The organism is Amycolatopsis sp. QT-25, assembly GCF_029369745.1.
Classification (GTDB): Bacteria; Actinomycetota; Actinomycetes; order Mycobacteriales; family Pseudonocardiaceae; genus Amycolatopsis.
In genome coordinates this window covers 7,293,250-7,317,350 of sequence record NZ_CP120210.1, presented here as the reverse complement: position 1 = coordinate 7,317,350, position 24,101 = coordinate 7,293,250, and the positions used below count along the sequence as shown (strand labels likewise).

General features: G+C 66.3%; 19 protein-coding genes, 1 tRNA gene and 4 pseudogenes. 13 read left to right on the top strand and 11 right to left on the bottom strand.

Translation table 11 applies throughout. The features are described from left to right. Positions 1 to 13: 13 nt before the first annotated feature. Positions 14 to 1,588, bottom strand: coding sequence for a threonine/serine exporter family protein (locus tag P3102_RS34260; protein WP_276364799.1), 1,575 nt, complete (start codon positions 1,586 to 1,588; stop codon positions 14 to 16). Positions 1,589 to 1,735: 147 nt separating this feature from the next. Here P3102_RS34260 and P3102_RS34255 point away from each other — a divergent pair, with 147 nt between their 5' ends. Both P3102_RS34255 and P3102_RS34250 read left to right on the top strand, forming a co-directional pair. Next, the gene (locus P3102_RS34255; protein ID WP_276364798.1) at positions 1,736 to 3,307 is read left to right on the top strand and encodes an alkaline phosphatase D family protein; all 1,572 of its coding nucleotides are present in this window, start codon (positions 1,736 to 1,738) and stop codon (positions 3,305 to 3,307) included. Between the two features lie 44 nt (positions 3,308 to 3,351). Then, positions 3,352 to 3,424: transfer RNA gene (locus P3102_RS34250), tRNA-Thr, on the top strand. On the opposite strand, the gene P3102_RS34245 is transcribed toward P3102_RS34250, so the two are convergent. Then, on the bottom strand, positions 3,398 to 4,051 hold the full coding sequence (locus P3102_RS34245; RefSeq protein ID WP_276364797.1) for a hypothetical protein: 654 nt from the start codon (positions 4,049 to 4,051) through the stop codon (positions 3,398 to 3,400). The two genes, P3102_RS34250 and P3102_RS34245, sit on opposite strands and share 27 nt — an antisense overlap. A 1,562-nt stretch (positions 4,052 to 5,613) precedes the next feature. Here P3102_RS34245 and P3102_RS34240 point away from each other — a divergent pair. The 4 genes from P3102_RS34240 (at position 5,614) to P3102_RS34225 (ending at position 8,067) form a co-directional block, all read left to right on the top strand. After that, positions 5,614 to 6,144 (top strand): sigma-70 family RNA polymerase sigma factor, encoded by a 531-nt coding sequence (locus P3102_RS34240; protein ID WP_276364796.1) that lies wholly within the window; start codon positions 5,614 to 5,616, stop codon positions 6,142 to 6,144. After that, entirely contained in the window at positions 6,141 to 6,815 is a 675-nt protein-coding gene (locus tag P3102_RS34235; RefSeq protein ID WP_276364795.1) for a hypothetical protein, read from the top strand. The genes P3102_RS34240 and P3102_RS34235 overlap by 4 nt, the downstream gene beginning before the upstream one ends. After that, positions 6,790 to 7,809, top strand: a complete 1,020-nt coding sequence (locus tag P3102_RS34230) for an ImmA/IrrE family metallo-endopeptidase (protein ID WP_276364794.1) — start codon at positions 6,790 to 6,792, stop codon at positions 7,807 to 7,809. The genes P3102_RS34235 and P3102_RS34230 overlap by 26 nt, the downstream gene beginning before the upstream one ends. A gap of 102 nt (positions 7,810 to 7,911) precedes the next feature. Then, entirely contained in the window at positions 7,912 to 8,067 is a 156-nt protein-coding gene (locus P3102_RS34225; RefSeq protein WP_276364793.1) for a hypothetical protein, read from the top strand. A 795-nt stretch (positions 8,068 to 8,862) separates the two neighbouring features. Here the strand turns inward: P3102_RS34225 and P3102_RS34220 are convergent. Beyond that, positions 8,863 to 9,651, bottom strand: a complete 789-nt coding sequence (locus tag P3102_RS34220) for an ABC transporter permease (RefSeq protein WP_276364792.1) — start codon at positions 9,649 to 9,651, stop codon at positions 8,863 to 8,865. Beyond that, complete coding sequence (locus tag P3102_RS34215; protein ID WP_276364791.1) at positions 9,648 to 10,592, bottom strand: ABC transporter ATP-binding protein; 945 nt, start codon at positions 10,590 to 10,592, stop codon at positions 9,648 to 9,650. Before P3102_RS34215 ends, P3102_RS34220 begins: the two co-directional genes overlap by 4 nt. A gap of 31 nt (positions 10,593 to 10,623) precedes the next feature. Here P3102_RS34215 and P3102_RS34210 point away from each other — a divergent pair, with 31 nt between their 5' ends. Continuing rightward, a complete protein-coding gene (locus P3102_RS34210) occupies positions 10,624 to 10,875 on the top strand; it encodes a hypothetical protein (protein WP_276364790.1) in 252 nt (83 codons plus the stop codon). On the opposite strand, the gene P3102_RS34205 is transcribed toward P3102_RS34210, so the two are convergent. The 3 genes from P3102_RS34205 to P3102_RS34195 all read right to left on the bottom strand — a co-directional run bounded on the left by P3102_RS34205 (position 10,854) and on the right by P3102_RS34195 (position 13,131). Continuing rightward, the gene (locus P3102_RS34205; protein WP_276364789.1) at positions 10,854 to 11,768 is read right to left on the bottom strand and encodes a phosphatase PAP2 family protein; all 915 of its coding nucleotides are present in this window, start codon (positions 11,766 to 11,768) and stop codon (positions 10,854 to 10,856) included. The genes P3102_RS34210 and P3102_RS34205 overlap by 22 nt on opposite strands. 143 nt (positions 11,769 to 11,911) lie before the next feature. Next, positions 11,912 to 12,130 (bottom strand): hypothetical protein, encoded by a 219-nt coding sequence (locus tag P3102_RS34200; protein ID WP_276364788.1) that lies wholly within the window; start codon positions 12,128 to 12,130, stop codon positions 11,912 to 11,914. Between the two features lie 272 nt (positions 12,131 to 12,402). Then, positions 12,403 to 13,131, bottom strand: coding sequence for a hypothetical protein (locus P3102_RS34195; RefSeq protein ID WP_276364787.1), 729 nt, complete (start codon positions 13,129 to 13,131; stop codon positions 12,403 to 12,405). A gap of 44 nt (positions 13,132 to 13,175) precedes the next feature. Here P3102_RS34195 and P3102_RS34190 point away from each other — a divergent pair, with 44 nt between their 5' ends. Next, a complete protein-coding gene (locus P3102_RS34190) occupies positions 13,176 to 13,475 on the top strand; it encodes a hypothetical protein (protein ID WP_276364786.1) in 300 nt (99 codons plus the stop codon). A gap of 739 nt (positions 13,476 to 14,214) precedes the next feature. Then, a pseudogene (locus tag P3102_RS34185) lies at positions 14,215 to 14,747 on the top strand (IS630 family transposase); the annotation flags it as partial. Between the two features lie 35 nt (positions 14,748 to 14,782). On the opposite strand, the pseudogene P3102_RS34180 reads toward P3102_RS34185, so the two are convergent. Then, positions 14,783 to 16,067 (bottom strand): annotated as a pseudogene (locus tag P3102_RS34180) (IS256 family transposase). Between the two features lie 156 nt (positions 16,068 to 16,223). Between P3102_RS34180 and P3102_RS34175 the strand changes: the two are divergent. Both P3102_RS34175 and P3102_RS34170 read left to right on the top strand, forming a co-directional pair. Then, complete coding sequence (locus P3102_RS34175) at positions 16,224 to 16,571, top strand: hypothetical protein (RefSeq protein WP_276364785.1); 348 nt, start codon at positions 16,224 to 16,226, stop codon at positions 16,569 to 16,571. A gap of 106 nt (positions 16,572 to 16,677) precedes the next feature. Continuing rightward, positions 16,678 to 17,208, top strand: a complete 531-nt coding sequence (locus tag P3102_RS34170) for a response regulator transcription factor (RefSeq protein ID WP_276364784.1) — start codon at positions 16,678 to 16,680, stop codon at positions 17,206 to 17,208. A gap of 11 nt (positions 17,209 to 17,219) precedes the next feature. Here the strand turns inward: P3102_RS34170 and P3102_RS34165 are convergent. From P3102_RS34165 to P3102_RS34155, 3 genes and pseudogenes are all read right to left on the bottom strand, one after another. Continuing rightward, positions 17,220 to 17,669: pseudogene (locus P3102_RS34165) on the bottom strand (sporulation protein); the annotation flags it as partial. 113 nt (positions 17,670 to 17,782) lie between these two features. After that, positions 17,783 to 18,397, bottom strand: a complete 615-nt coding sequence (locus P3102_RS34160; protein WP_276364783.1) for a hypothetical protein — start codon at positions 18,395 to 18,397, stop codon at positions 17,783 to 17,785. Continuing rightward, positions 18,394 to 20,514, bottom strand: a complete 2,121-nt coding sequence (locus P3102_RS34155) for an MMPL family transporter (RefSeq protein ID WP_276364782.1) — start codon at positions 20,512 to 20,514, stop codon at positions 18,394 to 18,396. The genes P3102_RS34160 and P3102_RS34155 overlap by 4 nt, the downstream gene beginning before the upstream one ends. A gap of 212 nt (positions 20,515 to 20,726) precedes the next feature. Between P3102_RS34155 and uppS the strand changes: the two genes are divergently transcribed. Together uppS and P3102_RS34145 are read left to right on the top strand one after the other, a co-directional pair. Then, positions 20,727 to 22,421, top strand: coding sequence for a polyprenyl diphosphate synthase (uppS, locus tag P3102_RS34150; RefSeq protein ID WP_276364780.1), 1,695 nt, complete (start codon positions 20,727 to 20,729; stop codon positions 22,419 to 22,421). A 409-nt stretch (positions 22,422 to 22,830) separates the two neighbouring features. Beyond that, positions 22,831 to 23,967: pseudogene (locus P3102_RS34145) on the top strand (IS3 family transposase). The last annotated feature ends 134 nt before the right edge of the window (positions 23,968 to 24,101 follow it).

Sequence of the window (24,101 nt, the reverse complement as noted above, 5' to 3'; positions counted from 1 at the left end):
TCTCGGCGAGCGATCACTCCAAGCGTCGTTCGGCGGGTTCCAGCGGACCCGCCATCCGCGGCCCGGCGAACTTGCGTTCCAGCCTGCCGAGCCCCGTCCGCACCGGTTGTGCGAGGTATTCGCCGAGTACCACGCCCGCGGCCAGGGCAAGCCCGATCGCGACCGCGGTCATCAGCGTCGAGATGTTCCCGCCGGGTTCGACGCCCAATTGGTATAGACCACGATAGGTGGAGAGGCCGGGGAGGAGGGGCGTGATGCCGGACACAGCCACCACGAGCGGCGTCACCTTGAGCCGCCTGGCAAGTACGCCACCGCAGAAACCGACCAGCGTGGCGGCGATGGCGGAGGAGCTGACGGCCTGGAAGTCGGTCAGCATCAAGGCGCCGTACACCGCGCCACCGATGGCGCCCGCCGCACCCGCGACGATCATCGCGCGCAGCGTCGAATACGAGGCGAGCGCGAAGCAGGCGGACGCGCCGATGCTGCCGACGACGATGATCGGAAGTTGCTGGGGCGTCGAGGAGACGACCTCGGGCAGCGGCGTCAGCGGCAGGCCGAGCAGCAGCGCGATCTTCAGCGCGAGCACCACCCCCGCGATCAGCCCGGCACTCATCAACGCGGTTTCCATCGTGCGCCCGGCCGCCGTGACGTAATAGCCGGTGATGGCGTCCTGCACGGCGGAAACCGTGGAAAGACCGGACAGCAGCACGGTGACGGCCGCGGCGACGACCAGCGTGGGTTTGTCCGTGGTGAGCAGATCGCTGCTGACTATCGCCATCGCGGACAGCGTCGCGACCAGACCACCGATCACCTGCTGGAAGAAGAAGGGGAGCGCGAAGCGGTTCAGCAGGCGCCCGAGCCGGTCGATGACCGCGCTGATCACCAGCGCGACCAGTGCGACGTCGATGCTGCCGCCAAGGATCAGGGTGATGAACGCGGCCAGCCCGCCCCAGGCGGCCGTGGCCACCCAGCGGGGGTACGGATGCGGCGCGGTCGTGATCCGCTGAAGTGCCTGCTGGGCCTCTTCGGCGCCGATGTTGCCGCGGACGATCCGGCGGACCAGCGTCTCCGTCTGGGTGAGCCGCGTGTAGTCGAGACCGCGCGACCGGACCACCCGCAGCGCCGTCACCGGCGCCATGTCGGTGCCGCGGTGGCAGGTCACCGTGATCGACGTGAAGATCACGTCGACCTCGCAATGCGGCAGCCCGAGGGCGGAGGTCAGCGCGATGATCGTCGCGGTGACGTCGGAGGCGCCGGCGCCGCTCGACATCTGGACCTCGCCGATGCGCAGCGCGAGGTCGAGGACGAAGTTGACCGTCGAGTCGTCGGGCGGCTTCGGGCCCATCGCCTCGTCGCTCTCGACGGCGGGCTGCTCGGCCGTCGGGGCTTCGAGGATCTGCCAGGCGCGGCGGCGAAGCAGATTCGGCCGATGCGAGCGGGCCTGGGGGATCGATCGCTCTCCGTCACGTTGGCGCGGCGCTTCCAGCAGCCATTCGCCCCGTTCGGGTGTTTCGTCCTGGTTCTTTTCGGCACCGTGTTCGATGTGTTCGCCGCGCTGGGCTCCCCTGGTGTGCTCGTTGATCTTCATGATCGCTCCACCTCCTCACTCTTTCGCCGGTACTTCCCGAGGACCATCGGGAGCGGCGGCCCGACTGTTGCAGGAAATTCGAAGTGGCCTCCACCACGTCGAACCAAGATCATCGTCACTCGATCGGCTTGAGGCACACTGCATGCCATGACCTTTCCCGTGAGCAGGCGATCCGTTCTCCGTGCGGCCGGTTTCACCGCGGCCGGGACAGCGGCGACATTCACCCTTCCGGGGGTATCCAGCGGGGCGGAGGCCCCGGTTTTCGCACACGGGGTCGCCTCCGGTGATCCGATGCCCGATTCGGTGCTCCTCTGGACCCGCGTCACACCCTCGGCCGAGGCCGCTCCGGGATCCGGGAAAGGAGCGCCGGTCACCGTCCGATGGGAGGTGGCGAAGGACGCCGGATTCACCGATGTCGTCGCTCGCGGTCACGTGCGGACCAGCGCGGAGCGTGACCATACGGTGAAGGTGACGGCGGACCGACTGCGCGCGTCGACGGCGTATTGGTACCGCTTCACGGCTCAAGGAGAGGTCTCCCAGACCGGGCGGACGCGCACCGCGCCCGCGCACGACGAAGACGTCGCGAGCCTGCGTTTCGGCGTGGTCTCGTGTGCGAACTGGGCTGTCGGTCACTTCGCCCCCTACGGCTATTTGGCCGACCGTGACGACCTGGACGCCTTCATTCACCTGGGTGACTACCTCTACGAAGGGAATCCCAACCCTGCGGGTGATCTTCGACCCTCGGTACCGCCCAACGAGTTGATCACCCTGTCGGACTACCGGCAGCGCCACGCGATGTACAAGACCGACGAGCACCTCCGGCGGCTCCATGCCCGTCATCCGATGGTCGCTACCTGGGACGATCACGAGGCCGCCGACAACGCCTGGTCCGGCGGATCGCCGTCACACGACCCGGCGACCGAGGGTGACTGGCTCGACCGGATGCGGGCCGCGCACCGGGCGTACTTCGAATGGATGCCGGTGCGGCATCGCGGCGACCGGTTGTACCGGCGGCTGAAATTCGGCAGGCTGGCCGACCTCACCATGCTGGACCTGCGGACGTACCGGACCCGGCAGCCGGACCCCGCGGTGGGAACGGACGGCACGATCCTCGGCGCCGAGCAGCGGCGGTGGTTCCTGGACGGCCTCGCGCGCGGCACGGCGGCCTGGAACCTGATCGGGAACTCGGTGATGGTCACGCCGATCGAGGTCCCCGCGCTGCCGGCCCGCGAACGCCTCGCGCTCGGTGACCTCCTCGACGGCCAGCCGACCACGGTGAACACCGACCAGTGGGACGGCTACACCGAAGATCGCCGCCGGGTCCTCGACGCGATCGCCGCGCGAGGCCGCGGCAACACGGTGTTCCTGACCGGTGACATCCACTCGTCGTGGGCGAACGACGTACCGCGGGACGGGGTGAGCGTCGCGGTGGAGTTCGTCTGCACGTCGGTCACCTCGGACAACCTCGACGAGCAACTCGGCGTCCCGCCGCGAACCGGGTCGCTGAAGGTCGAGGCCGCGATCCGCGCGCTGAACCCCCACGTGCGCTTCGTGGAACTCGATTCGCACGGCCCCTGCGTCCTCGAAGTCACCCCGGACGCCGTCCGGATGAACTGGTACTACGTCACCGACCGCCGCGACCCGGCGACCGCCGTGACGTTCGCGCACGCCTTCCGGGCCGTCGCCGGCGAGCCCTGGGTGCGCCCTGCGAAGAGCTGAACGGGCGCCGATATACTGGGCCTGCCCGGGCTGTCCCCGGGCAGGCCGCTATAGCTCAGCTGGTAGAGCATCTGTCTTGTAAACAGAAGGTCAGGGGTTCGAGCCCCCTTGGCGGCTCAAGATCAACATATCGTTTGACCTGCTGGTATGTCGCGTTATGCGAGTTGGATTCACATTTCCCTCGGCGCCATTGGGCTCCGTTTCGTCTCCGTTTTCACAGGCGTGCCGATTTCGGGTCGATTCGGCTTGCGACTTGGCGATATGGATGCTCCCCCCGGTACGGCCGCGGGGTGGGACCCATTGCCGTCCTTCCGAGGCTGAATCGTCGGAATTCCCCGATGTCACGCGAGCGGCCGGGCGGGCCCCGGCGAGACAGCTTGAGCTCAAGATCTCCGATGTCGACGGCGCGCCGCATGCGTGGTCGACTATGTGCGGGGAAGCGGTCTGCAGTGCCGAGAGCGGGACGGTGCGCCAGCCGTAGGTCCCGTCGATGATCAGACGCCGGTACGCCGGATCGTCGAACTGGCTGGTGTACCAGTCCACCTCGTCCACCTTCGGTCGCGCCGCCTGGTCGAGGCGCTCCGCGGCGGCGCGCTCAGCGTCGGTCGGTGAGCGGCTCGCGGCCAGCTCCAGCGACGGGTCGGGCGTCCAGAGGCTCCGCTGCTCCAGGGTCTGCCGTTCCGGGTTGACCAGCGCCTGGACCGTCACCTCCTGGCGTGCCGTCAGGAGCAGGATGCCGGACAACCCGTACACACTGACCGCGATCACCGGCGTGTGCCAGCCGGGGGTCCGCGAAGATCTCGCGGGCCGCGGGCTCGTCGAGGTAACGCAGGTGCTCGACCCGGGCGAAGCCCTCGTCGATGTCGTGATCGCTCGTCGGCCACCGATCGGCACGAACGCACAGGTAGTCCCCGACACACAGAGCCGAGGCAGTCTTGGTGAACCCCGTCGCGCGCACCGGCGCCTTCGGCATAGCGCTCGGCGCCGCCCACGCGACCGGCCGTCGGAGCGGTTCCGGGATACGCCGGCGACGCGGGGGCTCCTCCCCGGCGGGAACACCACAGGGGAACAAGGAGCCACGCGCGGGTGGCCACCAGGGGTGCTGCAGGTCGTGGTGTGCGCGGTGCTCGCTGGCCCAGTCGAGCACCCAGACGTCGCCGCTGCCCACCACGACCGGACCCGGTACGCCGTGGCACCACATCACCGCCAGTGAGAGCCCGTCCACGTAGGCGCTGGCAAGGAGTCGTGGCGCGACTTCAGCCGGAACGCGTTCGATTCGCTCCACCCGGGCGAAGCCTTCGTCGACAGCACGGCCGTAGGCGGGAGGGCGGTCTGTCGTGACCTGGACATAGTCGCCGTTCAGCACGCTCGCTGCGTCTTGTGGTCCACGCGGACGCACCGCGCCTCCGTCGGGTTGTCGATGATTCTGGCGGGGATGGGTCCAGGTTTGCCGGTGTCCGCCGTCGCGACCCGGGTACGTCGAAGTATGGCGAACATGGGCCGCCGGGGGCACGTTGGTCACCTGGTCAAGGGATAGTTATCGCGGGTTACCGCCATTAGAGTGGTGCCTCCACGATATTCTGGTTACCACTTCGCGAGGGGGAGTACTGGAGTCTCAGTAGGCAGAGTCGGCCGGACCGCCCGACACAGCACCGTTTCCTCACGAACCGACACCGCTCTTCGATGCGATCGTTCGCGGCCTCGGGCGGGAGATCCCGCTCACCACCGAACGCGAACCGGCGACCTCGGTACGCAACCCGCACTCCGGCTGACCGCGCACGCGATACCCACCAACAGTTTCGGTTCTTCACCGAGCGGTGCACTTCGCGTTTGCCTGAACGGGCGTTCGTGGTCGCCGTCAGTGATCGCGGCGATGTTCGCGTTCCTGCCTGCGGACCAGTCGGTGCGGCTCTGCGTCCTGCAGACACGCTGCGCGTCGATTGCGTGATCGTCTTCAGCGGGCTAGCCGGTGGTAGCAGGCGGATGCTCGCCGCCACGCCGCTGTTGCTGATCGCTCAGGTAACCCTGCTGCCGGGTCTTCAGTTCCGTCGTTCTGGGATCGGAGCTGGCGGGCATCGTCAAGCCAGGGCCGTTCGTCGAGGCGTTTGTGACCCTGATCATCGTTCCGGTGGTCTTGGCGCGGCTTAAGGATATGCAGTGACACTCCGTAGTCGCCGTGAGTCTGATAACGCCGGGCACTGCTGTCTCGACTACGTGGTGAGTCGGCGAAGGTTGGCAGCCGGGAAGCGACAACCGGAGGTGGGCGATGCTGGCTTCTCCGCTAGACGAGACGATCGGGTGATCTGGTGTCACAAGGTCAACCGGATTGGGCAGCGCTGTACCAGCGACACAAGGACGCGATGCACAGGGTCGCTGCGTCGGTTCTGCGTGCTGCCGGACTTGCGGATCAGGCGAACGATGTCGTCAGCGACGCGATGACGTCGCTCATCAACTCCCCTCCTGCCGACGTCCAGAACTGGGAAGCGGTCATGGTGACGGCGGCCAAGCGGAAAGCACTTGACCTTCTTCGTTCAGCCGCCGTTCGGCATGCGGGCCCTGAGCTGGATGCTGAGTACGACCAAGTCGATCCGGTAGACATCGCCGAAGACGTAGCCGACCAGGTCGACCGCGAACGGGCTCGGGCGGTGGCCTGGGATGGGCTTTCGGTTCTGGACGCTCGGCATCGCAGAGTCGTGTGGGAGTACATCGCATTGGAGCGGCCCAGGGCTGACGTCGCGGCTGAGCTGGGTGTGTCGCCGGCCCGCGTAAGTCAAATGGCAAAACGCGCTCTGCAGGAGTTACGACGCTATGTCGATGAGCAAGGAGGTGCCGCATGACCGACCACGAGCGCGACGAGGTTATTGCAAAGCTCCTGGATGCACGAGCAAGTTCTGTAAGCGGCGGTGTCACTTCTCTGGACGAGGAGCAGCGCGCCGAAATCGAGCCACTCCTCGAGGTGGCGGAGCTGTTGTGGGAGGTCGGGCACGGTGCTCCGCCGCTCGAGGCCGACCCGGTCGCAGCGATGTTGGGGCTCGTGCCCGATCCTCGTTATGCCCTGGATCCTGATGCGTTAAAACGTGCACGGCGTAGCGCCAATCTCAAGCTGGTTGATCTCGTGGACCGGCTCACGGCGCGCGGGTGGGACGTTCGTAGAGGAGACGTTTTTCGATGGGAGAACCAGTCAGCGGCTGATGTCTCACCAGCCTTAATCAAGGCGATTGCAGAAGAGATGCGCATTGAACCGGACAGACTCATTGTCCGTCGGCAGGAAGCTGGCGAACACGAGATGCTTGCAGAGCTGAGTCAGTCGTCAAGGTTTGCCAGCTTGGTGAAGCGGTGGGCGGGGATCCAGGGCACGTCGCCCGGTCTCGCAGCGTCGACCTTGAAGTCTCGGGCACTCGCCACAGTTCACCGGGGCGATCGTCCAGACGCTGAGCAACTCCTCGCCTCGTTGGAGGCGTTGGTAGCTGCGTTGGAGGACGGTGGTCACCCACGTGAACCTCAATAAGTGTGTTCAACGCGCCCTTGCGCATCTCGATACTGGAGCGCGTACTCGGTTCTCAATAGATCCACTCAGCACGTTGCGGGTCGATCTAGGGTTGAAGGTTGAGGCCGCAGAGCACCTGAAAAGCCGTGGCGATGGTGGGTTGTGCGACGGCGTGTCGTTTTTGCAGGACGGCGTCGTCTTATATGCGCCTACTCCGTACAGTCGGCGACAAAACTTCACTTTGGCTCACGAGCTCGGGCATTGGCTCGTGGATCAAACGGATGAGCTGTATGACTGGCTTGCCGACCAGAACGAGTCAGGGCGCCTGCTGGAGACAATATGCGACCAGATCGCCCAGCGACTGCTGTTGCCGACGAGCGCCGTCGACCTAGTGCTGAATGACGGCGTACTGCGAGCACGTCATGTGCTCGATCTATACCATGAAAGCAATGCCAGTGTCCCGGCTTGCGCTATTGGGCTGGCTAGCAGGCTTCCGCACGTCGGAGCGATCATGATCACCGATCGTGAAATCGTGCAGTACGCGAGCGTGCAGCCCGACGTCGAGTCAGGCTGGCCGGTTGTGATCCCCTGGCCAGGGCAAATTGTCCCCGATGGCCACCCTTTGCGAACCATGCTGGCGGGATCGGCTCTGACGAGAAAGACCTTTTGGAGCACGTCTTGGGGTAAGCGCGAGGACTACTACGTCGACGCTGTTAGCGACGACAAGCGCACCATCGCTGTCTTTTCCGACGTTGACATCTGGAACTGCGAACAGCTCCACATCGATCAGCCGCGCGAGTTTGATCAGCGTCCGGTCAGGACGATTCACTGCTGCCAGGGCAGGCAGCCCGTTCGCGGTTACCCCTGCCAGAAGTGTGGGGAGCCCTTCTGTCCGGCCTGTGATAGGTGCCGGTGCCTGCGCGCCGCCGCTCGAGAGCAGCGGTGCAGTAAGTGCACATTGAGCTATCAGCCGCATCTGCTCGTCGAAGGTCTCTGCGTGGAATGTCGTGATTAGACCGTTGGAGACTAACTCCATTACGGCCTGTCTCGACTACATAGTGAGAGCGCAGCCTGGCTCGAGCCGAAGCTTGTAGCTCTTGAAACGGAGGTGATCAACATGGCCAAGAACACTGGCCGCGGCCACCGCAAGGGTGCCGTCAAGCAGCGCAGTGAGTTCCAGCGCGGCGGCACCTGGTTCAAGCGGGACACCAAGACAGGACGCATCCTGAACGGTAGCCCGAAGCCACACAAGGGTGTCCGTGACGAGAAGTAACTGAATGCTGGTGGCGCATACGCGCCACCAGCATTCTTAACTACGGGATCCATATTTTCGTGGCCAAGGTTAAGGTTTTCAAATCAAGCTGACGGTGCACGAAGTGCTGTAGAATAAGAACCAAGGATAGCTGCATGGCATCACCGGACTACAAAAAGTGACCGATTGCTCAGCTGGCCGATGCTGAGGCCAAGATTCGGGTAATCTGCCCTCAGTGACCCACCTTCGGATCAATTACTGCGACCAAGCCGAATAGTGCAGTGCCAGTAGGCTCACCACTCCTCCCCAGCCTTCAGTGCATGGGGAAATTTGAGATCTACTGCCCAGATACCTGGTCCCAACTGGTGAAGGACTCCGGCTTCTCCGCCGCGAACTGCTCTAACGCGAGCATGGGGAGTATCGATGCGGTACTGATATCCCGACAGCCCGTCGACACGCGTCCGAATCATGATCTCCGTGCGGTGGCGCGACGGAAGTCCGTCTGCCCCTAGCCAGTGGTGCTCTTGCAACTTGAGCGTGTCGTAGTCGTGTGCCCGATACTCAGGCATCTGCTCAGGTGACGGTAGAACTCTTCCCGCTATCGAATCTGCGCCGCCGTGCCGCCGGACGTAGATGCGCGTGACGGGGCGGTCCTCGGCTTCGCGGCTTGGAACGACCACCGCGGCGCTGGCCGCCGTTTCTGATACGCCCACAGGGGGCTGGTTGTTTGACCAGCGAACACCTCGTTCGTGTGCAGCGTACGGATCGGACTTTGCACACAGCCCTCGCTATCCACGCGGCTCGGCACCCTGTCCCTCAGGCATCCCTGCGCCGCAGCGCGGCGTACCCGGCGCCCAGGGCGACCGCAGACCAGCACAGGGCGACTACGACCGCACCCCCGGGACCGTAGTAGTCGTCTCCGACGGCCTTCATCAGGGTGGAACCCGCGTGCCCCTGCATGTAGGCACCCACCGTCCCGAGCCCCACGCTCGGCAGCAGAGACGGCAGGATCAGCAGGACCACGAAGGCGGTGCAGACCGTCGTCGCCGCGCTCCTGAGAGCGGTGCCCACCCCCAGGCAGAACAAGCCCACCATCGGCAGGTACACCGCGATGCCGAAGACCACCTTGACCGCGTACGCCGCGGTGAAGTCCTCGCCGTACTCGCCGAGCCCGACCACGGCTGCACCGATCGACAGCGCGCCGAGGACGGCTCCGAGCAAAAGCAGAACGGGGACGAGCACCAAGGCCTTGGCCGCGAGCAGACGACCGCGGCTGTGGATCCACTGCAGTGTCGTGCGGATGCTGCCGTTGCCGAACTCAGAGGTGATCATGAGCACGGCGAGGCCCACCGCGGCCCACTGGACGAGGTAATCGAAGACCTGGCCTGCGACGTACGGGGCGGAGCTGCTGAACGGGTCCGCCGCTCCGGAGGCGTGTTGGGAGCGGGTCGACATCGACGCGATCACGATCCCCGCGACCACCAGGACGACCGCCGCTCCGGCCGCCCAGAAGGTGGATGGCACGGTGCGCAGTTTCGTCCATTCGGAACGGACAGCCCCGAGCAGGCCCGCGCGCGGGTGGTCGGCAACGGCCGCGCTGCTCACACCCGCACCTCCTCGGTACCGCCGGGGACCACCGGTGCCGCGTACTCCGCGGCGCCCGCAGTGAGTGACATGTAGACGTTTTCCAACGAGGTCTCCTTCGTCTCCAGCTTGTGCACGCGGACCCCCTGCTGGAAGCAGAAGTCCCCGATCTGCTCGGGCCGGGCGCCCCGGACCACGAGGTCGTAAGGGGAGGGCCTGCGGACGTCGAATGGCCACGCGCGCAGGCGTTCCTCCACCGCGGTCAGGCCGCCGGTGTCCGGGGTGCGGACCGCGACCTCACCCGCCGAGTTCTCGGCGATGAGGTCGGCCATCGAGGTGTCGGCGATCAGGGTGCCGCGACCGATGATGATGAGGTGGTCCGCGGTCAACTGCATCTCAGTCATGAGGTGGCTCGACAGCAGGACGGTGCGCCCCTCCTTGGCGAGGGAGCGCACGAGCTCGCGCACCCAGCGGACGCCATCAGGGTCGAGGCCGTTCACCGGCTCGTCGAACATGAGGATGCCCGGATCGCCCAGCAGGGCCCCCGCGATGCCCAGCCGCTGGCTCATGCCGAGTGAGTAGCTGCCCGCGACCCGGTCGGCCACCTCGCTGAGGTGGACCACGTCCAGCACCTCGTCGACGCGTTTGGCCGGGATCCCGTGGGTGTGAGCCTGGGCCAGCAGGTGGTTCCGGGCGCTGCGGTGCGGGTGCACCGCCTTCGCGTCGAGCAGAACTCCGATGGTGCGCAACGGCGCGGGGAGGTCGCGGTAGGACTGGCCGTTCACCAGGGCCTCACCGCTGGTGGGGTCGTCGAGCCCGACCACCATGCGCATGGTGGTCGACTTGCCCGCGCCATTGGGTCCGAGAAAGCCGGTGACCCTCCCCGGTGCCACGTCGAAGGTGAGGTCGTCGACAGCGGTGCGCTCGCCGTAGCGCTTGGTCAGGTTGCGCAGCGTGATCATGCTTGTTCGTCTCTCTCAGTGCGGATGCCAGGTGGGCCCGGAAGCGGGGCAGGGTCAGCGGACGGGACGGGTCGAGGACCTCGTCGGGGAGTTCGACCCCGAAGGCCTTCTCCACGCGCAGGGCGATTTCCACCAGGCCCAGCGGATTCAGCGGGGTGCCGAGCGGTTCCTGGCGTTCCAGGGACCCTGCCTCCCCCGGCAGCAGCTCGGCGACCAGGCGGTCCACGACGCGGTCCCCCTCTCGTGGCAGCACGGGGCTCCTCAGGACGCCGGTCGGGAGTGAGCCGCCCTACTGCTGCCATCGCGGCGCGGCTCCCGCGCGGGCGGTCTCCCTGCCTGCTCCTGGTTGCGGCTGGGGCGCTGCCCCGGTGCCTGCTGCGGCAGCCGCTGCTGGCGCATGTGGACGGTCTGGCGCTCGGAGAGCGGGACCTGCGGCATGCGTTCGGTAGGCGCGGCACCGCCGCCAAGCGGCCGTCCGACCGGGCGTTGCGGAGCAGCATCAGCGGGACCGGCGGGGGTGGCGCGGTCCGGCCGCTGGGCGGGCACGCCTCCTTGGGGTACCCGGGCGAAGAGCAGGATGCCGAGCGCTGGGACACCGGCCAGGCGGGCCACGATCGAGTGGGCAGGCGAGACCAGCAGGGTCGCGGTGGGCCAGGCGACACCGATGCCGAGCGCGATGCCCAGCAGCACGTCGTGCGGGTAGTGCACTCCGACGAACACCCTGGAGAAGGCCATCAGCAGGGTCAACGCCATCACCAGGGGTGCGACCCGGCGCCGGGCGAGGATGAGGCCCATCGCCGCCGCGGCGGCGATGGTCGCGTGGTTGCTCGGCAATGACCAGTCACCCACCTCGGGGCACTCCAGAATGGTGCTGCCCTCGGGAAGGCCGCGGCACGGCCGGTCCTCGTTCACGACCAGCTTGAGCAGTTCACTGAGCACGTAGGCGATAACGGTCACCACGGGCGCGAGGAGCGCCCGGGTGACCTGGGTGGTGTCGTTCGTCGCCCGGGCCCGCCACCAGACGGCGACGAACAGCGCACCGAAGAACAGCAGCCCTACCTTGGTGAACATGCTGCCGAGCCCCTGCAGCCAGGCCGGTGAGTACGCCGCGAACTCAATGATGCTGTCGTACAGGCCGTCCCCGGATCCGGCAGCCAGTTGCAGCCGCGTCACCATCGGTGTACCTCCTCGCGCTCGGGCCCTTCCCGAAGTGATCACCACGCTAGGTCCGGGTGGTCCGCCGCCGCTGCGCCCGATCGACACCGGTCCGCAGCCACTTAGGTAGTGTCCATTTCCCCACTTTCGTCAGGTCTTGCAGATCAGAGGCAGTGCGCGAGCACTGTTCCGATGGCGCGGACCGCAGCTGGTTCGGTCAGCGGGCCCTCGTGGTCGGTGTCCACGTCGTGGGCCTCGACGCTGCCTGCGATGCGCGGGTGCCAGGAAGGCGCTCCCAGTGCCGCGCGCAGTTCGGGGTCGACCCGCGTGGCTCGCAGCAGGATCGCGTTCCCGTCGAAGTGGCCGGGGACGTGCGAGCGCATGAGGCGCACGTTATTCGCGTGAACGGCGGCGACGTCATCGCCTCCGGCGGTCTGGACTCCACCGTGCTGGCCTACTGGCTGGCCGCCCCGCCACTGCCGCCTGACGTTGGTCTCGTTCGACTACGGGCAACGCCATCGCGTCGAGCTGACCACGCCGCCGAGCTCTCACGGCTGCTCTTGAGCCCGCATGGAAGCATCAATCTGACGAGCCTGGGCGCACTGCTGACCGGTTCGGCGTTGACCGACACCTCGGTGGCGGTGCCCGACGGGCGCTACACCGACGAGTCTATGGCGGGCACGCTGGTGCCCAACCGCAACGCGATCATGCTCGACATCGCCGTGGCGGTCGCCATCGCGGTGCGCGCGGCGTTCGATCCGCACTGTGCCCAGTCCATCGGGTAGTCGCGCGGGGTTACCCGCGAAGCCACTGGATCGAGCACACTCCAGTGTGGAGTCTCGCGTCCCCGGACCGGCTCGATCAGCCGCGAAAGGTCTGCATCGTCGCGCTCGGCGAAGTCCACAATCTCGCAGTCGTGGAAAGTCAGGGCGATCTCCGGTCTGGCGCCGAACCGGTCCTGGCTGACCACGCGCACTCCCACACCATCCAAGGCCACGCCGAGCAGGTGCGCACGGTCTGCCTCAATGTGTGCCGGGCGCGCTTGCCTCCACACGTCCAGCCGGGCGGCCCGATCCTCGGCCGTCGGCGTCACCGTGTCGCCGAACAGTCCCGGTGGGACGTAGTCGGGCAGCGGCGACGCCTTCTTCGATGACGACTCGAGATACTGCTGCTCTTCGAGGTCATACAGCCGGGCGAGGATCTCCGCGACCCGGTCCACTCGGCTGATGGAACCGAGGAGGTTGATGTCGAGGGTGATCGGAGGCCGCGGGACACCGCGGGCCCGCTCCATGAGCGCCATGATCTCGCCGGCGTTCGCGGTCGTGGTGTTGCTGTGATCGCGAACGTAGATCGCGCCATCGGCCAGCTGGTCCTCTCCAAGCACGCCGTACGCCTTGTGGCAGCGATAGATCGGTTGCCCGTCCTCGGGTGGCAGCCAATGACGAACAGCACCTCCCGATCGCCGTCCACGCTGATCCGGCCGAACTCGAAGCCGGGGAACGCCACACCCAGGTAGGGGCGGAGCCGGTCCGCGAGCTCGTGCGGCTCCGTACCCCGAGCGACACCGACCGCCTCGCCTTGCTGCGCGCCGATCATCAGCACGGAGTAGCCCTTGAAGTGCAGCGCCGCCTCTCGAGCAGCCGGTTCGCGGAGCCCAGGAGAAACTTGGCGACCTCCACCAGCCCCGGCTTCCAGGCGATGTCCACAGTGCTCTTGGCTTCGAGGTAGCTCGTCTCCGCCGCATTACCATTCGCGACTACGTGATTCAGAACGGACCGCAGAATGCGCTCGTCCAGCGGTACAACATTCGTATCCACCCACCGACCTCCACACGCCTGCCTTTGTCCCGTTCGGTCAGAGTTAATGCCAGCAACCGAACCCCCGCGCGAACGAGGCAAAACCCCAGGTCAACCCGTGTCGCCGACCCGCTTGAGCACAGCAGGAAGAACGGAGACAGAACGGAGCCCAGAACGCACGTTAGCGGTCGCAAACATGATCTTGGGGTCAGCGAAACCGCAGGTAGAAGCCCTGTATTTGTGTGCCGTTTAAGATCACCGCGATCGAACCCGTGGGCTTTTAATCCCCGGGTTTGCCGTGTCAACGAGTGTTGTATAGTGCCACCCAAGGTTGATCTGTGCAGGTCGGGCGGCGTTTCTCGCCGTCGTTAGTGTCGGGCAGTGTCGCGACGTATCGTGTGCTCCGTGAGCAACGGAGCCCAATCGGAGATCGCCATCGGACCTGAGGCACCTATCGGAGGCTGCCGCAGGCATCCGCACGAACGTCACCGCCATACTCAACCGACTACTCCCGAGCTGGGCCAATCAGGTGATCGGATGCGCTGTGGCTCAGGACTGGTGAGTGAGTGCCGAGGGCGCAGCAGCGGAGCAACGCGCTGCCGGTACTCGATCTTGTTCGCGTGAGGCTAGTGTCCTGAGTCGTTAATTTTTGGGCACCGTAGGGCGTGGGGGTGCCGAGTTCGAAGCTGGTGTCGCTGGTGTTGTCTGATGAGGAGCGGCGGGTTCTGGAGGGGTGGTCGCGTCGGCGGATCACCGCTCAGGGTCTGGCTTTGCGGGCGCGGATCGTGCTCGCCTGTGCCGAGGGTGAGTCCAATACCGTTGTGGCGCAACGGTTGGAGATCAGCCGGAACACGGTAGGAACGTGGCGGGCGAGGTTTCTGCGTGATCGTCTGGACGGGCTGACCGAGGAACCCCGGCCGGGACGTCCGCGCACGGTGACCGACGAGCAGGTCGAGCTGGCGGTGGTGACCACCCTGGAGAGCACGCCGAAGGACGCGACGCAGTGGTCGACTCGGTCGCTGGCGGCGGCGACCGGGCTGTCGCAGTCCGCCGTGTCGAGGATCTGGCGGCGTTCGGTCTCAAGCCGCACAAGGTCGATACGTTCAAGATCAGCAAAGACCCGTTGTTCGTGGGCAAGGTCCGTGATGTCGTCGGGCTCTATCTCGACCCGCCGGAGAACGCGCTCGTGCGACTCTGTCATGATTTCCGTGTAAGCCACCGACGATTTCGTTCGTTATTTTAGTGGAGTGGTAGGCGGTCTGGGAAGAGTGCGGCGAGGGTGTTGAGGGCTTGTTTCCAGCCTCGGGTTCCGGCTCCTGATGGTCCGCCTCGGTTGCTGGTGATGTTGCGGAGTCCAAGGTAGAGCAGTTTTGTTGCGGCGGTGTCACTGTCGAAATGGCCGCGGTTCTTGGTGATTTTCCGGAGCTGGAAGTTGATGTTCTCGATCAGGTTTGTCGTGTAGACGATCCTGCGGAGATCGGGTGGATAGTTGAGGAATGGGGTGAAGTCGTTCCAGGCGTGCCGCCAGACCTGGATCGCGGCGGGGTATTGCGTGCCGAAGTCTTTGTCGAACTGTGTGAGCGCGATCTCGGCTGCTTCGAGTGTCGGTGCGGTGTAGATGTCTCGCATGGCGGCGGCGACTTTCTTCCGGTCGCTATAGGAAATGAACCGCATGGCGTTGCGGATCACGTGCACGACGCAGGTTTGAACCACGGTGTCGGGAAACGCGCCGCGGATCGCGTCGGGCAGCCCGGTCAGGCCGTCGCAGCAGGCGATCAGGATGTCTTTCACGCCACGGTTACGCAGGTCGGTGACGACCTTCGCCCAGAACTTCGCCGCTTCAGTATCGGCGATCCAGAGCCCAAGGGCGTGTTTACGGCCTTCCATGTCCACGCCGATGGCCAGGTAGGCGACCTTGGAGGTGACCACGCCCTTGTCCTTGATCCGCAGCCGCAGGCCGTCGACATAGAGGATCGGGTACATCTCCTCCAGGGGCCGGGTTTGCCACAGCGCGATCTCGTCGGTCACCACTTCGGTGGCGTTGGAGATCAGTTCCCGTGACACGTTCACGCCACACTTCCCGTAAATGGGATTCGATGTCCCGGGTGGTCATGCCACGCGAATACAGCGACAGGATCGCCTCGTCGATGTTACCCAGCCTGCGTGCACGTTTCGGCACGATCGCGGGTTCGAGCGAGCCGTTCCGGTCGCGCGGCACAGCCAGCTCGACCGGCCCATTGGTGGTGGACACGGTTTTCGGGGACCTGCCGTTCCGGGAATTCCCGGAACCGTTCCCGGCAGGATCTCCTTTCTCATACCCGAGATGATGGGTCATTTCGGCGTCCAGCGCCCGCTCGAGCACCGCCTTGGTCATCTCGTTCAGCAACTCTTGCGCACCCAGCGCCCCGCCATTCGCATACGCGTCTTTCACCAACGCATCAAGCGTGTCCGGCGGCAACACGCGGGCGAGTGCCTCGCCGGCCGCGGGACCCGCAGCCCGATCAGAAGATGTGTTCTCGGTCACAGATGGAGCCTTTCTGGGTCGCGTCGGACGACCCGATCTTGGTCCATCCGCGGCTTACACGGTTGTCATGACACGGCCGAGTCCGAGGGCCGCGACTGGCTCGATCGGCTCCTCCTGGCAACACCACCTGAGGCCGCGGGGCGGGTCGAAGCGCTGTTGCACGACGCCAACTACACTGTGATCGTCGGCGATTTCCCGCGCAGCACACAACTGCTGGACGAGGCACTTGATCTCGCCTGCCGCACCGGCGACTCCACCTTGGTCGCTCGAGCACGCTACACCTCGGCCATGCTGGCCACCTTCACCGGCGACCTCGCCTTCGCCACCGCAGAATTCGGTGCACTGGCCGCGAAGTTCCACGCGGCGGGCGATCGGCAACGCGAACTCGCCAGCGTCTATCACCTAGGCTGGTGCACCGGTTTCACCGGCGACCCGCATCGTGGGCGCCAGATCTTGCACACCGGGCTCAAAGCCAGTACCGAACACAACGGAGCTCTACAGTAAGAACTATCTCCTGGACGCGCTTACTCGCACCGACGCCGAGTACGGCACTCCCTCCGAGGCATCGGCCACCCTGCGGAAACTCCAGCATTCCATCGCGCAGTCCGGGGTGAGCTCTCTCGCAGGCGACACACTGGCCACCATCGGCTGGGTCGCCGGGCGAACCGGCGATCACACGCGGGCCGCGGTCCTCTACGGCGCCGCTGAGACAGCATGCCGGAACCATGGCTTCGCCATGCACGCGCTCGCGCTATTCGCAGTACCCCACTATCGCCACGTGGCTCATACCCGCACCGTTCTCGGGGACGAGGAGTTCCGCTTGCACCGCGCCGCTGGCGAAAGAATGACGGAAAACCAAATTCTTCAGTACGCGCTCCAAAACAAATCGGCGTGCACACGCAGCTCACGCACGGCCGAGCCCGCCGACAGGGATCCCTCGCTCACCCGGCGGGAACTCCAGGTGGCCGAACTCATCCGCAGAGGGCTTGCCAACCCGCAGATCGCCGAGCACCTGGCCATCTCCCTGCGTACCGTGCAAACGCACGTCACCAACATCATGAACAAGCTCGACTTCCGCAGCCGGACCCAGATTGTCGTCTGGGCGACACAGCAACACAGCACGACCCGATCATGGCGGTGACATCACCACGTGTTCCCGCCGCCGGACTCGGCGACCTTGGCCAGCCATCCGTCGATGGCCGCGGTCCAGTCGGTGCGCAGCGCCTCCTCGTGCGAAACGTGAAAGCGGCCGAAGGAGTCCCCGCCGGAGCGGAACATGCCACCTCGCAGGTCGGCTTCCGGCACCACGACCAAATCGTCGGGGCCGGCGACGAAGTCAGCTCCACCTGGCTGACCCGGCCAGCGTAGCGCGACAGCAAGAAGAACTCGATCTCCTGGAAGAACCCGAGCTCCTGCCGGACGCCGTGCAGCTGCCCGGCCTCGACATCGGCACCGCGGAAGGAGGAACCCAGCTCGCCGAACGCCTCCATCAATAGGTTTCGGGTATTGGCGAAGGTTTTCGGTGCCGCCGGTTCCGCTGGCGAGCAGGCGTTCGTCCGCCGGGGTGCCGCGCAGGGTCAGAAAGGTGCGAGCCCCAGCAAGAGCCACCTGCGGTAATCGGGCCGCTGCGGCGCCCGCAGCGAAGTTCGCCTGTGACTCCGGCCAGGCCGTAGTCCGGCAGGCGCGTGCTCGGGCACCGGGAACCGCCCGCCCGGTCAGGTGGCTGGTTGGTCGGGGAAGAAGACCCTTCCGGTGCCCCAGACCTTCTCCACGCCGTCGGTCGAGCAGCGGCTGAGGTCGTTGGTGAAGAACACGACGCCGACGTACAGGCCGAGCATGCGTCCCTTGGTGATGCGGCCGGCGATGAGGCTTTCCGCGGTGCTGTTCTCGTCAACGGAGTCGATGATCGGGGTGATGGTGGACGTGCCGAGCAGGGCGCCGTTGATTCCGCGCCAGGTGATCGTGGCGGTGCCCTCGATCGCTTCGGCACGCGTGCAATCAGCCAGCGCGGAGCCCGAGAAGGTGAGCACACCGGTGCGGTGAGTGGCGGGAGAGCCGTCGTCCTTGATGCAGTCGGTCAGTTTGTAGGTCGCCTTGGTGGTCACGGTCGCCTGGGTCTGCTGGACGGCGGGTGTGAAGACGACCGGCTGGGTTTCGGGGACCTCGATCGTGCAGGCCGGGCCGGCCGTGGTGCGTGCTTGTCCGGTCGTGCCCGGTGGTTGTGTGTGGCCGGTCGCGGTCGATGCGGGCAGAGCGCTGAACACGAGCGCGGCGGTCCCCGCGGCCAGTCCGGCGCGGCGGATCCACTTCGTGGTGGTGGGGCTGGTCATGATGTGACCTCCTGTTGTGCCAAACGGTGTGCTTCGGACGGCGGTGCGGACGTGACGGCGGTTACGAGCGGGAGAGGGGGTAGCAGCCGGGCGAGAGGGGCCGGGAGCCACCAGTTGCGGTCGCCCAGCAGTCGCATCAGGGCGGGGACCAGCACGAGCCTGATCAGGGTGACGTCGATGACGATGGCGGTGACCGCGGCGAAGCCGAGTTGCCGCAGGTCGGGTCGGGGCGTGAAGCACAGGCCCACCAGCGCGACCACCATGACGGTGGCGGCGAGGGTGATCGGTTGTGCGGTGTGCCGGAGTCCATGTGCGACAGCGGCTTCGTTGTCCCCGGTGGCGCGGTAGCGCTCGGCGATGCGGTGCACCAGGAAGACCTCGTAGTCCATCGACAAACCGAAAACCACGGTGAAGATGGCTACGGGCAGCAGTGCGTTGACCGCACCGTCGGAGAGGTGACCGGTGACCGCGGTCAGCAGGCCGAAGGTGGCGCCGAGGGTGAGCAGGTTCATCACGATGGCCTTGAGCGGGATCACCAGGCTGCGGAACGCCACCACGAGCAACACGAACGAGCAGGCCAGGACCAGGGCGACGACCTGCCAGAACCGGCCGACGATCTCCCCGGTCAGGTCGGTGATGATCGCGCTCGGCCCGGTCAAGTACAGCTTCTGCCCCGCGGGCAGCAGTCGCGGGCCGAGGTCCTGGCGGATGTCGTGGATCAGGGCCGCGGACGCCGGGCTGTCGACGGGATCGCGGTGTCCCACGATCAGGACGGTGAGGTCATCGCCGTTGTCCGCGGGAACGACGAGCGAGACGCGCGGGTCTTGCCGCAGCCCGCGCAGCAGCGCGTAGACGTCGGCGGGGCCGGTCTGCGGGTGGTGTGGCAGCACGAGCACCGTCGTGCCGGCGATCTGGTCGTCTTCCATCCGGGCCATCCCGTGGCCGGTGCCGGAGTTCGTCAGCGCGTCTCGGTCGAGGCGCAGACCGAGGTCGATGCCCAGGGTCGGCACGGCCATCACCGTGAGCACGAGGCCGCTACCGAGGACGTAGCGCCACGGGTAGCGCATGAGGTGCCGAGCCCAGCTTTCCCAGCCCCGCCCGGCCGCCCGGTCGCGGCGCACCCGGCCCCGGTCCAGCAGGCGGTCCATCCGCGGCAGCAGGGCCGCGGGCAGGGTCAACGCCGAGGCCATCGCCATCGCGGTCGCCAGCAGCGCGCCGGCCGCGCACGTCCGCGCGGCCGTGACCTCGACGGTGAGCAGGGCGCACGCGGCGACCGCGATCACCAGACCACACCAGGCCACGGTGGTCCCGGCCGTGGAGATCGACTCCACCGCCGCGTCCTGAGCAGGCGCGCCGCGAGCCCGGGCTCGGCGATAGCGGAGCAGGATCAGCACCGAGTAGTCCAGACCGAGGCCGAAGCCCACCGTCATCATGGCGGTCAGCATCGTGACGTCGATGGCGACGACCAGGCTCAACACGGCCAGCAAGCCCAGGCCCGTCAGCACGCCCGCGCCGGCGACGAGCAGCGGCACCGTCGCGGCGCCGACCGTACCCAAGCCGATCGCGAGCACCACGGCCGCCAGCGGCACCGCGACCATCTCGATGCGCCACAGGGCGGACGTCTCGCTGCGCACCATCTGGTCCAGCACCGGTGTCGCTCCCACCAGGCCGACGACCATGTGACCGTCACTGGCCTGGTCGACCACCTGCTGCAGGGCGGTCCCCAGTTCCCGGGACAGCAACTGGCGTGCCCGGTCGTCCCCCGTGACACCGATCGCGAGGTGGTAGTGGTGGGGGTCCTGCGTGTCCGTGGCCGGGATCGGGACCGCCGAGCCCACCTCCGGCCACGCAGTCGCGGCATCCGCCACTTCGTCGACCACCTGCTGGTAACGGGCCTCGGCGGCGAGCCACTCGGAGGAGTCGAAGGCGAGCATGAACTGCTCGTCGCCCAACCCGGGGAATCCGTCCACCACCAAGTTGCCGGCGTGCTGGGACTCGGTGTTCGCCGCGTTGATCGACAGCGGTGCCGCGGCGCCGAACAGGAGGGGCAAGAGGGCGGTGGAAGCGGCCGCCAAGACTGCCCACAGGGAAATCACGATCGCACCGCGGCGAACCATGACACGTCCCAGCCGATTCACCTTGCTCCAACCCGGAATAGGTTCCACGGCAGATCAGTGGAACGTCGTCATGGTTGCTTTTCCGAATTCGTACGCTACCACCGACACTGCTCCACAAAAGGGTGCACTGAATCATCCGAAAGGGTTCGCTGAGATGGGTGACGAATTGTCTCGGATACCATTTTCCGATATCGGCACGGGAGGCAGGCGCGATGGACCAGCAATTGTCATTGGCCGGGATCGGCACACCGGATCTACACGAGTCGTTCCTGCTCTGCGAGCGCGAACTGCGGGACGATCTTGCTCCGATGGTGGTGGCGGTGTCGCTGTTGCCGGCGCAGATCCGGCCCCATGTCCACGCGGTGTCCGCGTTCGCCGCACGAACCGATCACCTAGCGGACGAGATCGGCACGGCCGGAGGCGCCCACGACCTCGAACGGTGGTGCGCGGACTCCCTCGAAGAGCTACGCGCAGGGCACAGCGAGCATCCGCTGCGGAGGGCATTCGTGCACACCGTGCGGATGTGGCACCTCGACATGGAGTTGATCGAGGAACTACTGGAGGCGCTCTCGGCGGACAGTGCCGCGCCGCCGGCGTTCTTCACATTCGCCGATCTGCGCCGGTACCTGCGTGGGGTCTCCGGCACAACAGCCGAGCTGCTCACTCCGCTGCTGGAGCCCACCGCGGACGACCTGGTCCTGCCACAGCGGCTGATGTCGACGTTGGGCGAGGTGTTCCAGCTGGTCGACATCCTGCAGGACTTCCCCATCGACCTGTCCCGGGGCCGGTGCTACCTGCCGACGCGGGACCTACACCAACTGGGCCTGTCCCACGACGATCTACGGGCACGAGAACACCGCAGCGCCCTGAACGAGCTGGTCGAACTCCAGGTCCGGCGCACGCGCGAGCTGCTGGAGCAGGGTGCGGCGGTGGTGCCCTTGGTGCACCCGTCGAGCCACCCGTTCCTGCAAACGTGCATCCGGGGAACCCACGCGTATCTCGATGAGGTCCAGCGACGCAAATCCGCCGTGCTACGCGAGAGGATCCCGCTGCCGAAGGCAGTATCCTCGCTCGCCCTGTCCGAAGTCCTGCTCTCTCCCCACCCCGCGGCGTCCCGATCGTCGAAGCCGAGACTGCTGCGGCGCTACTTCACCCGGCAACGCTCCCCTCGGCCCGTGAACACGGTGATGGCGCCCAACCACATCGCGGTGATCATGGACGGGAACCGGCGGTGGGCCGCTGCCCGGGGCAGACCACCGGTGGACGGCCACCGCGCCGGCGAGCTCGCGCTGCAGCGACTGATCGACTCGGCGTTGGAACTGGAGATACCGCACGTGAGCGTGTTCGCTTTCTCCACGGAGAACTGGGGGCGTGCTTCCACCGAACTCGATGCGCTCATGGAGCTGTTTTTCGGCCTGGTCCAGCGGAACCTCGACCGCTACCACGAGCTCGGCGTACGGGTGCGCTGGTGCGGTCGCCGCGATCGTGTCCCGACGCGCCTGCGGGAGGAAAGCGAGGCAGCGGAACGGCTGACCGCCGGCAACCGCAGACTGTCGTTCACGGCCTGCCTGGACTACGGCGGGCGGGCGGAGATGCTCGACGCCGCCAGAGCCCTGGCCACCGACGCGGCCACCGGCTTGGTCCGGCCCGAGGAGATCGGCGAGGACGACTTGGTGCGGCAGTTCTACCTGCCCGACCTGCCCGACGTGGACCTGCTCATCCGGACCTCAGGGGAACAACGGACCAGCAACTTCCTGCCCTGGCACACCGCTTACGCCGAACTCGTCTTCACCGACGTGCTCTGGCCCGACTTCGACCGCCGGCACCTGCTGGACGCCATCGCCGAATACTCACGCCGCCGACGCCGCTTCGGCGCCGACCAACCGAGCACCGTAGCGACCACGTGAAGTCCGGCTCTCAGTCCAGGACAACGATGTCGTGGTCGGTCTCCGGCGCGGCCGGCACCGCGGATACCCGGGCACCCTGGTGCATCGCGAGACGCACCGAGGCCTGACCCCGCGGTGGAACTCGCGTCGTGGGCGGGCAGCGACTCACCCGGCTCGGTGCCGAGGTCGTCGAGCGCTTGCCACACCGGCTCGGCCGCCAGCGACAGCGTGGCGTGACGACGGGCGTGTCTCTCACCCGCGTTCTGGCGATCGGCTCCGCCCGGCCATGGCCGGGCTGGTGTCGCTGGAGGTCTCCCGTCACGGACCCAAGTCACCAGCCAGGAGAAGCCTCGCCGGACGGCTGACCCGGTATCCGCTGTGGACGAGACCGCCGAGCACCCCGTTGAGTCACGAACCACTACGGCGGAAAATGGTGGTGGAGTCGTCTCGGTCGACGGCGTCGGTCGCGCGGGAGTTGGGTCTCACCGAGCAGACACTCCGCAACTGGGTTAACGACTATCGGAAAACTCATGCCGCGGATGAGCCGCCATTGACGGTGTCAGAGCGGGCGCGGCTACGCGAGCTGGAGAAAGAAGTCCGCGAGCTGTGGCTCGAGAAGGAATTTTTGGGAAAAGCCGCAGCCTTCTTCGCGAGCGAGTATCGGTGAGCGACAAGTACGAGTTCATCGACGCGGAGAAGGAAGCCACCGAGCAGGGCAAGAAAATACACCGTTATCAGCATGTGCGTCTGGCTTGGCGTGTCAACCTCGGGATATTACGAATGGCGTGAGCGGCCGGACTCGGCGGCGGCGCGGCGGCGGGCCGGCCTCGCGGTGCTCGTGACAGCGATCTTCGAGGCGTCCGGCGAGACCTGCGGCCACCGGCGCGTACACGCCCAGCTGGTCCGCCAGGGCGAGTCCTGCACACCCGAACTGGTCCGTGACATCATGCGTGAGCTGGGCTTGATGCCTTGCCAGCCACGTCCGTGGCGGCACAGCCTGACCGGCGCCGATCCAGCCACCCGGCAGATCCCCGACCTCGTGGCGCGGGATTTCACCGCGGACGCGCCCGGCGAGAAAATAATTGGCGATATCGCCTATGTGCCAACGTGGGAAAGCTGGGTTTATCTCGCCACGGTCATTGATTGCCACACCAAAGCAGTCGTCGGCTGGGTCATGGACGATAACCACAAAACCCCACTCATCGAGAACGCGATCCGCAGGGCCGCACGAAACCGCACAATCGCGCCGGATGCGATCTTCCACTTCGGTCGTGGCAGCAATCACACATCAGCACGATTCGGCAAGACACTGAAATCGCTTACGATCCGGCAACCTGTCGGGCGCACAGGAATCTGCTACGACAACAGCATGGCTGAATCGTTCTTCGCGACACTGAAGAACGAGCTTGTCCACCGCACAATCTATCCCACGCGTCAACATGCCATGACGGATATTGCACGCTGTATAGAATAGCGTTACAATAGCCAACGTCTCCACTCGGGACTCGGCTACATGACCCCACACGATGTCCACGCCGAGTATCTGAACCGACAGCTCGCAGCGTAAAGTTGGCAACTAAGCAGCTGTCCGGAAAACGCCGGGCTCCTCAAAAAGCCCTGACGGCGGCCTCATTCCTATCACGCTTGGCGCGGTCAAGCGTCTCCTGGCACACCTGATCACCACCGTTCGCCAAAGCGCCG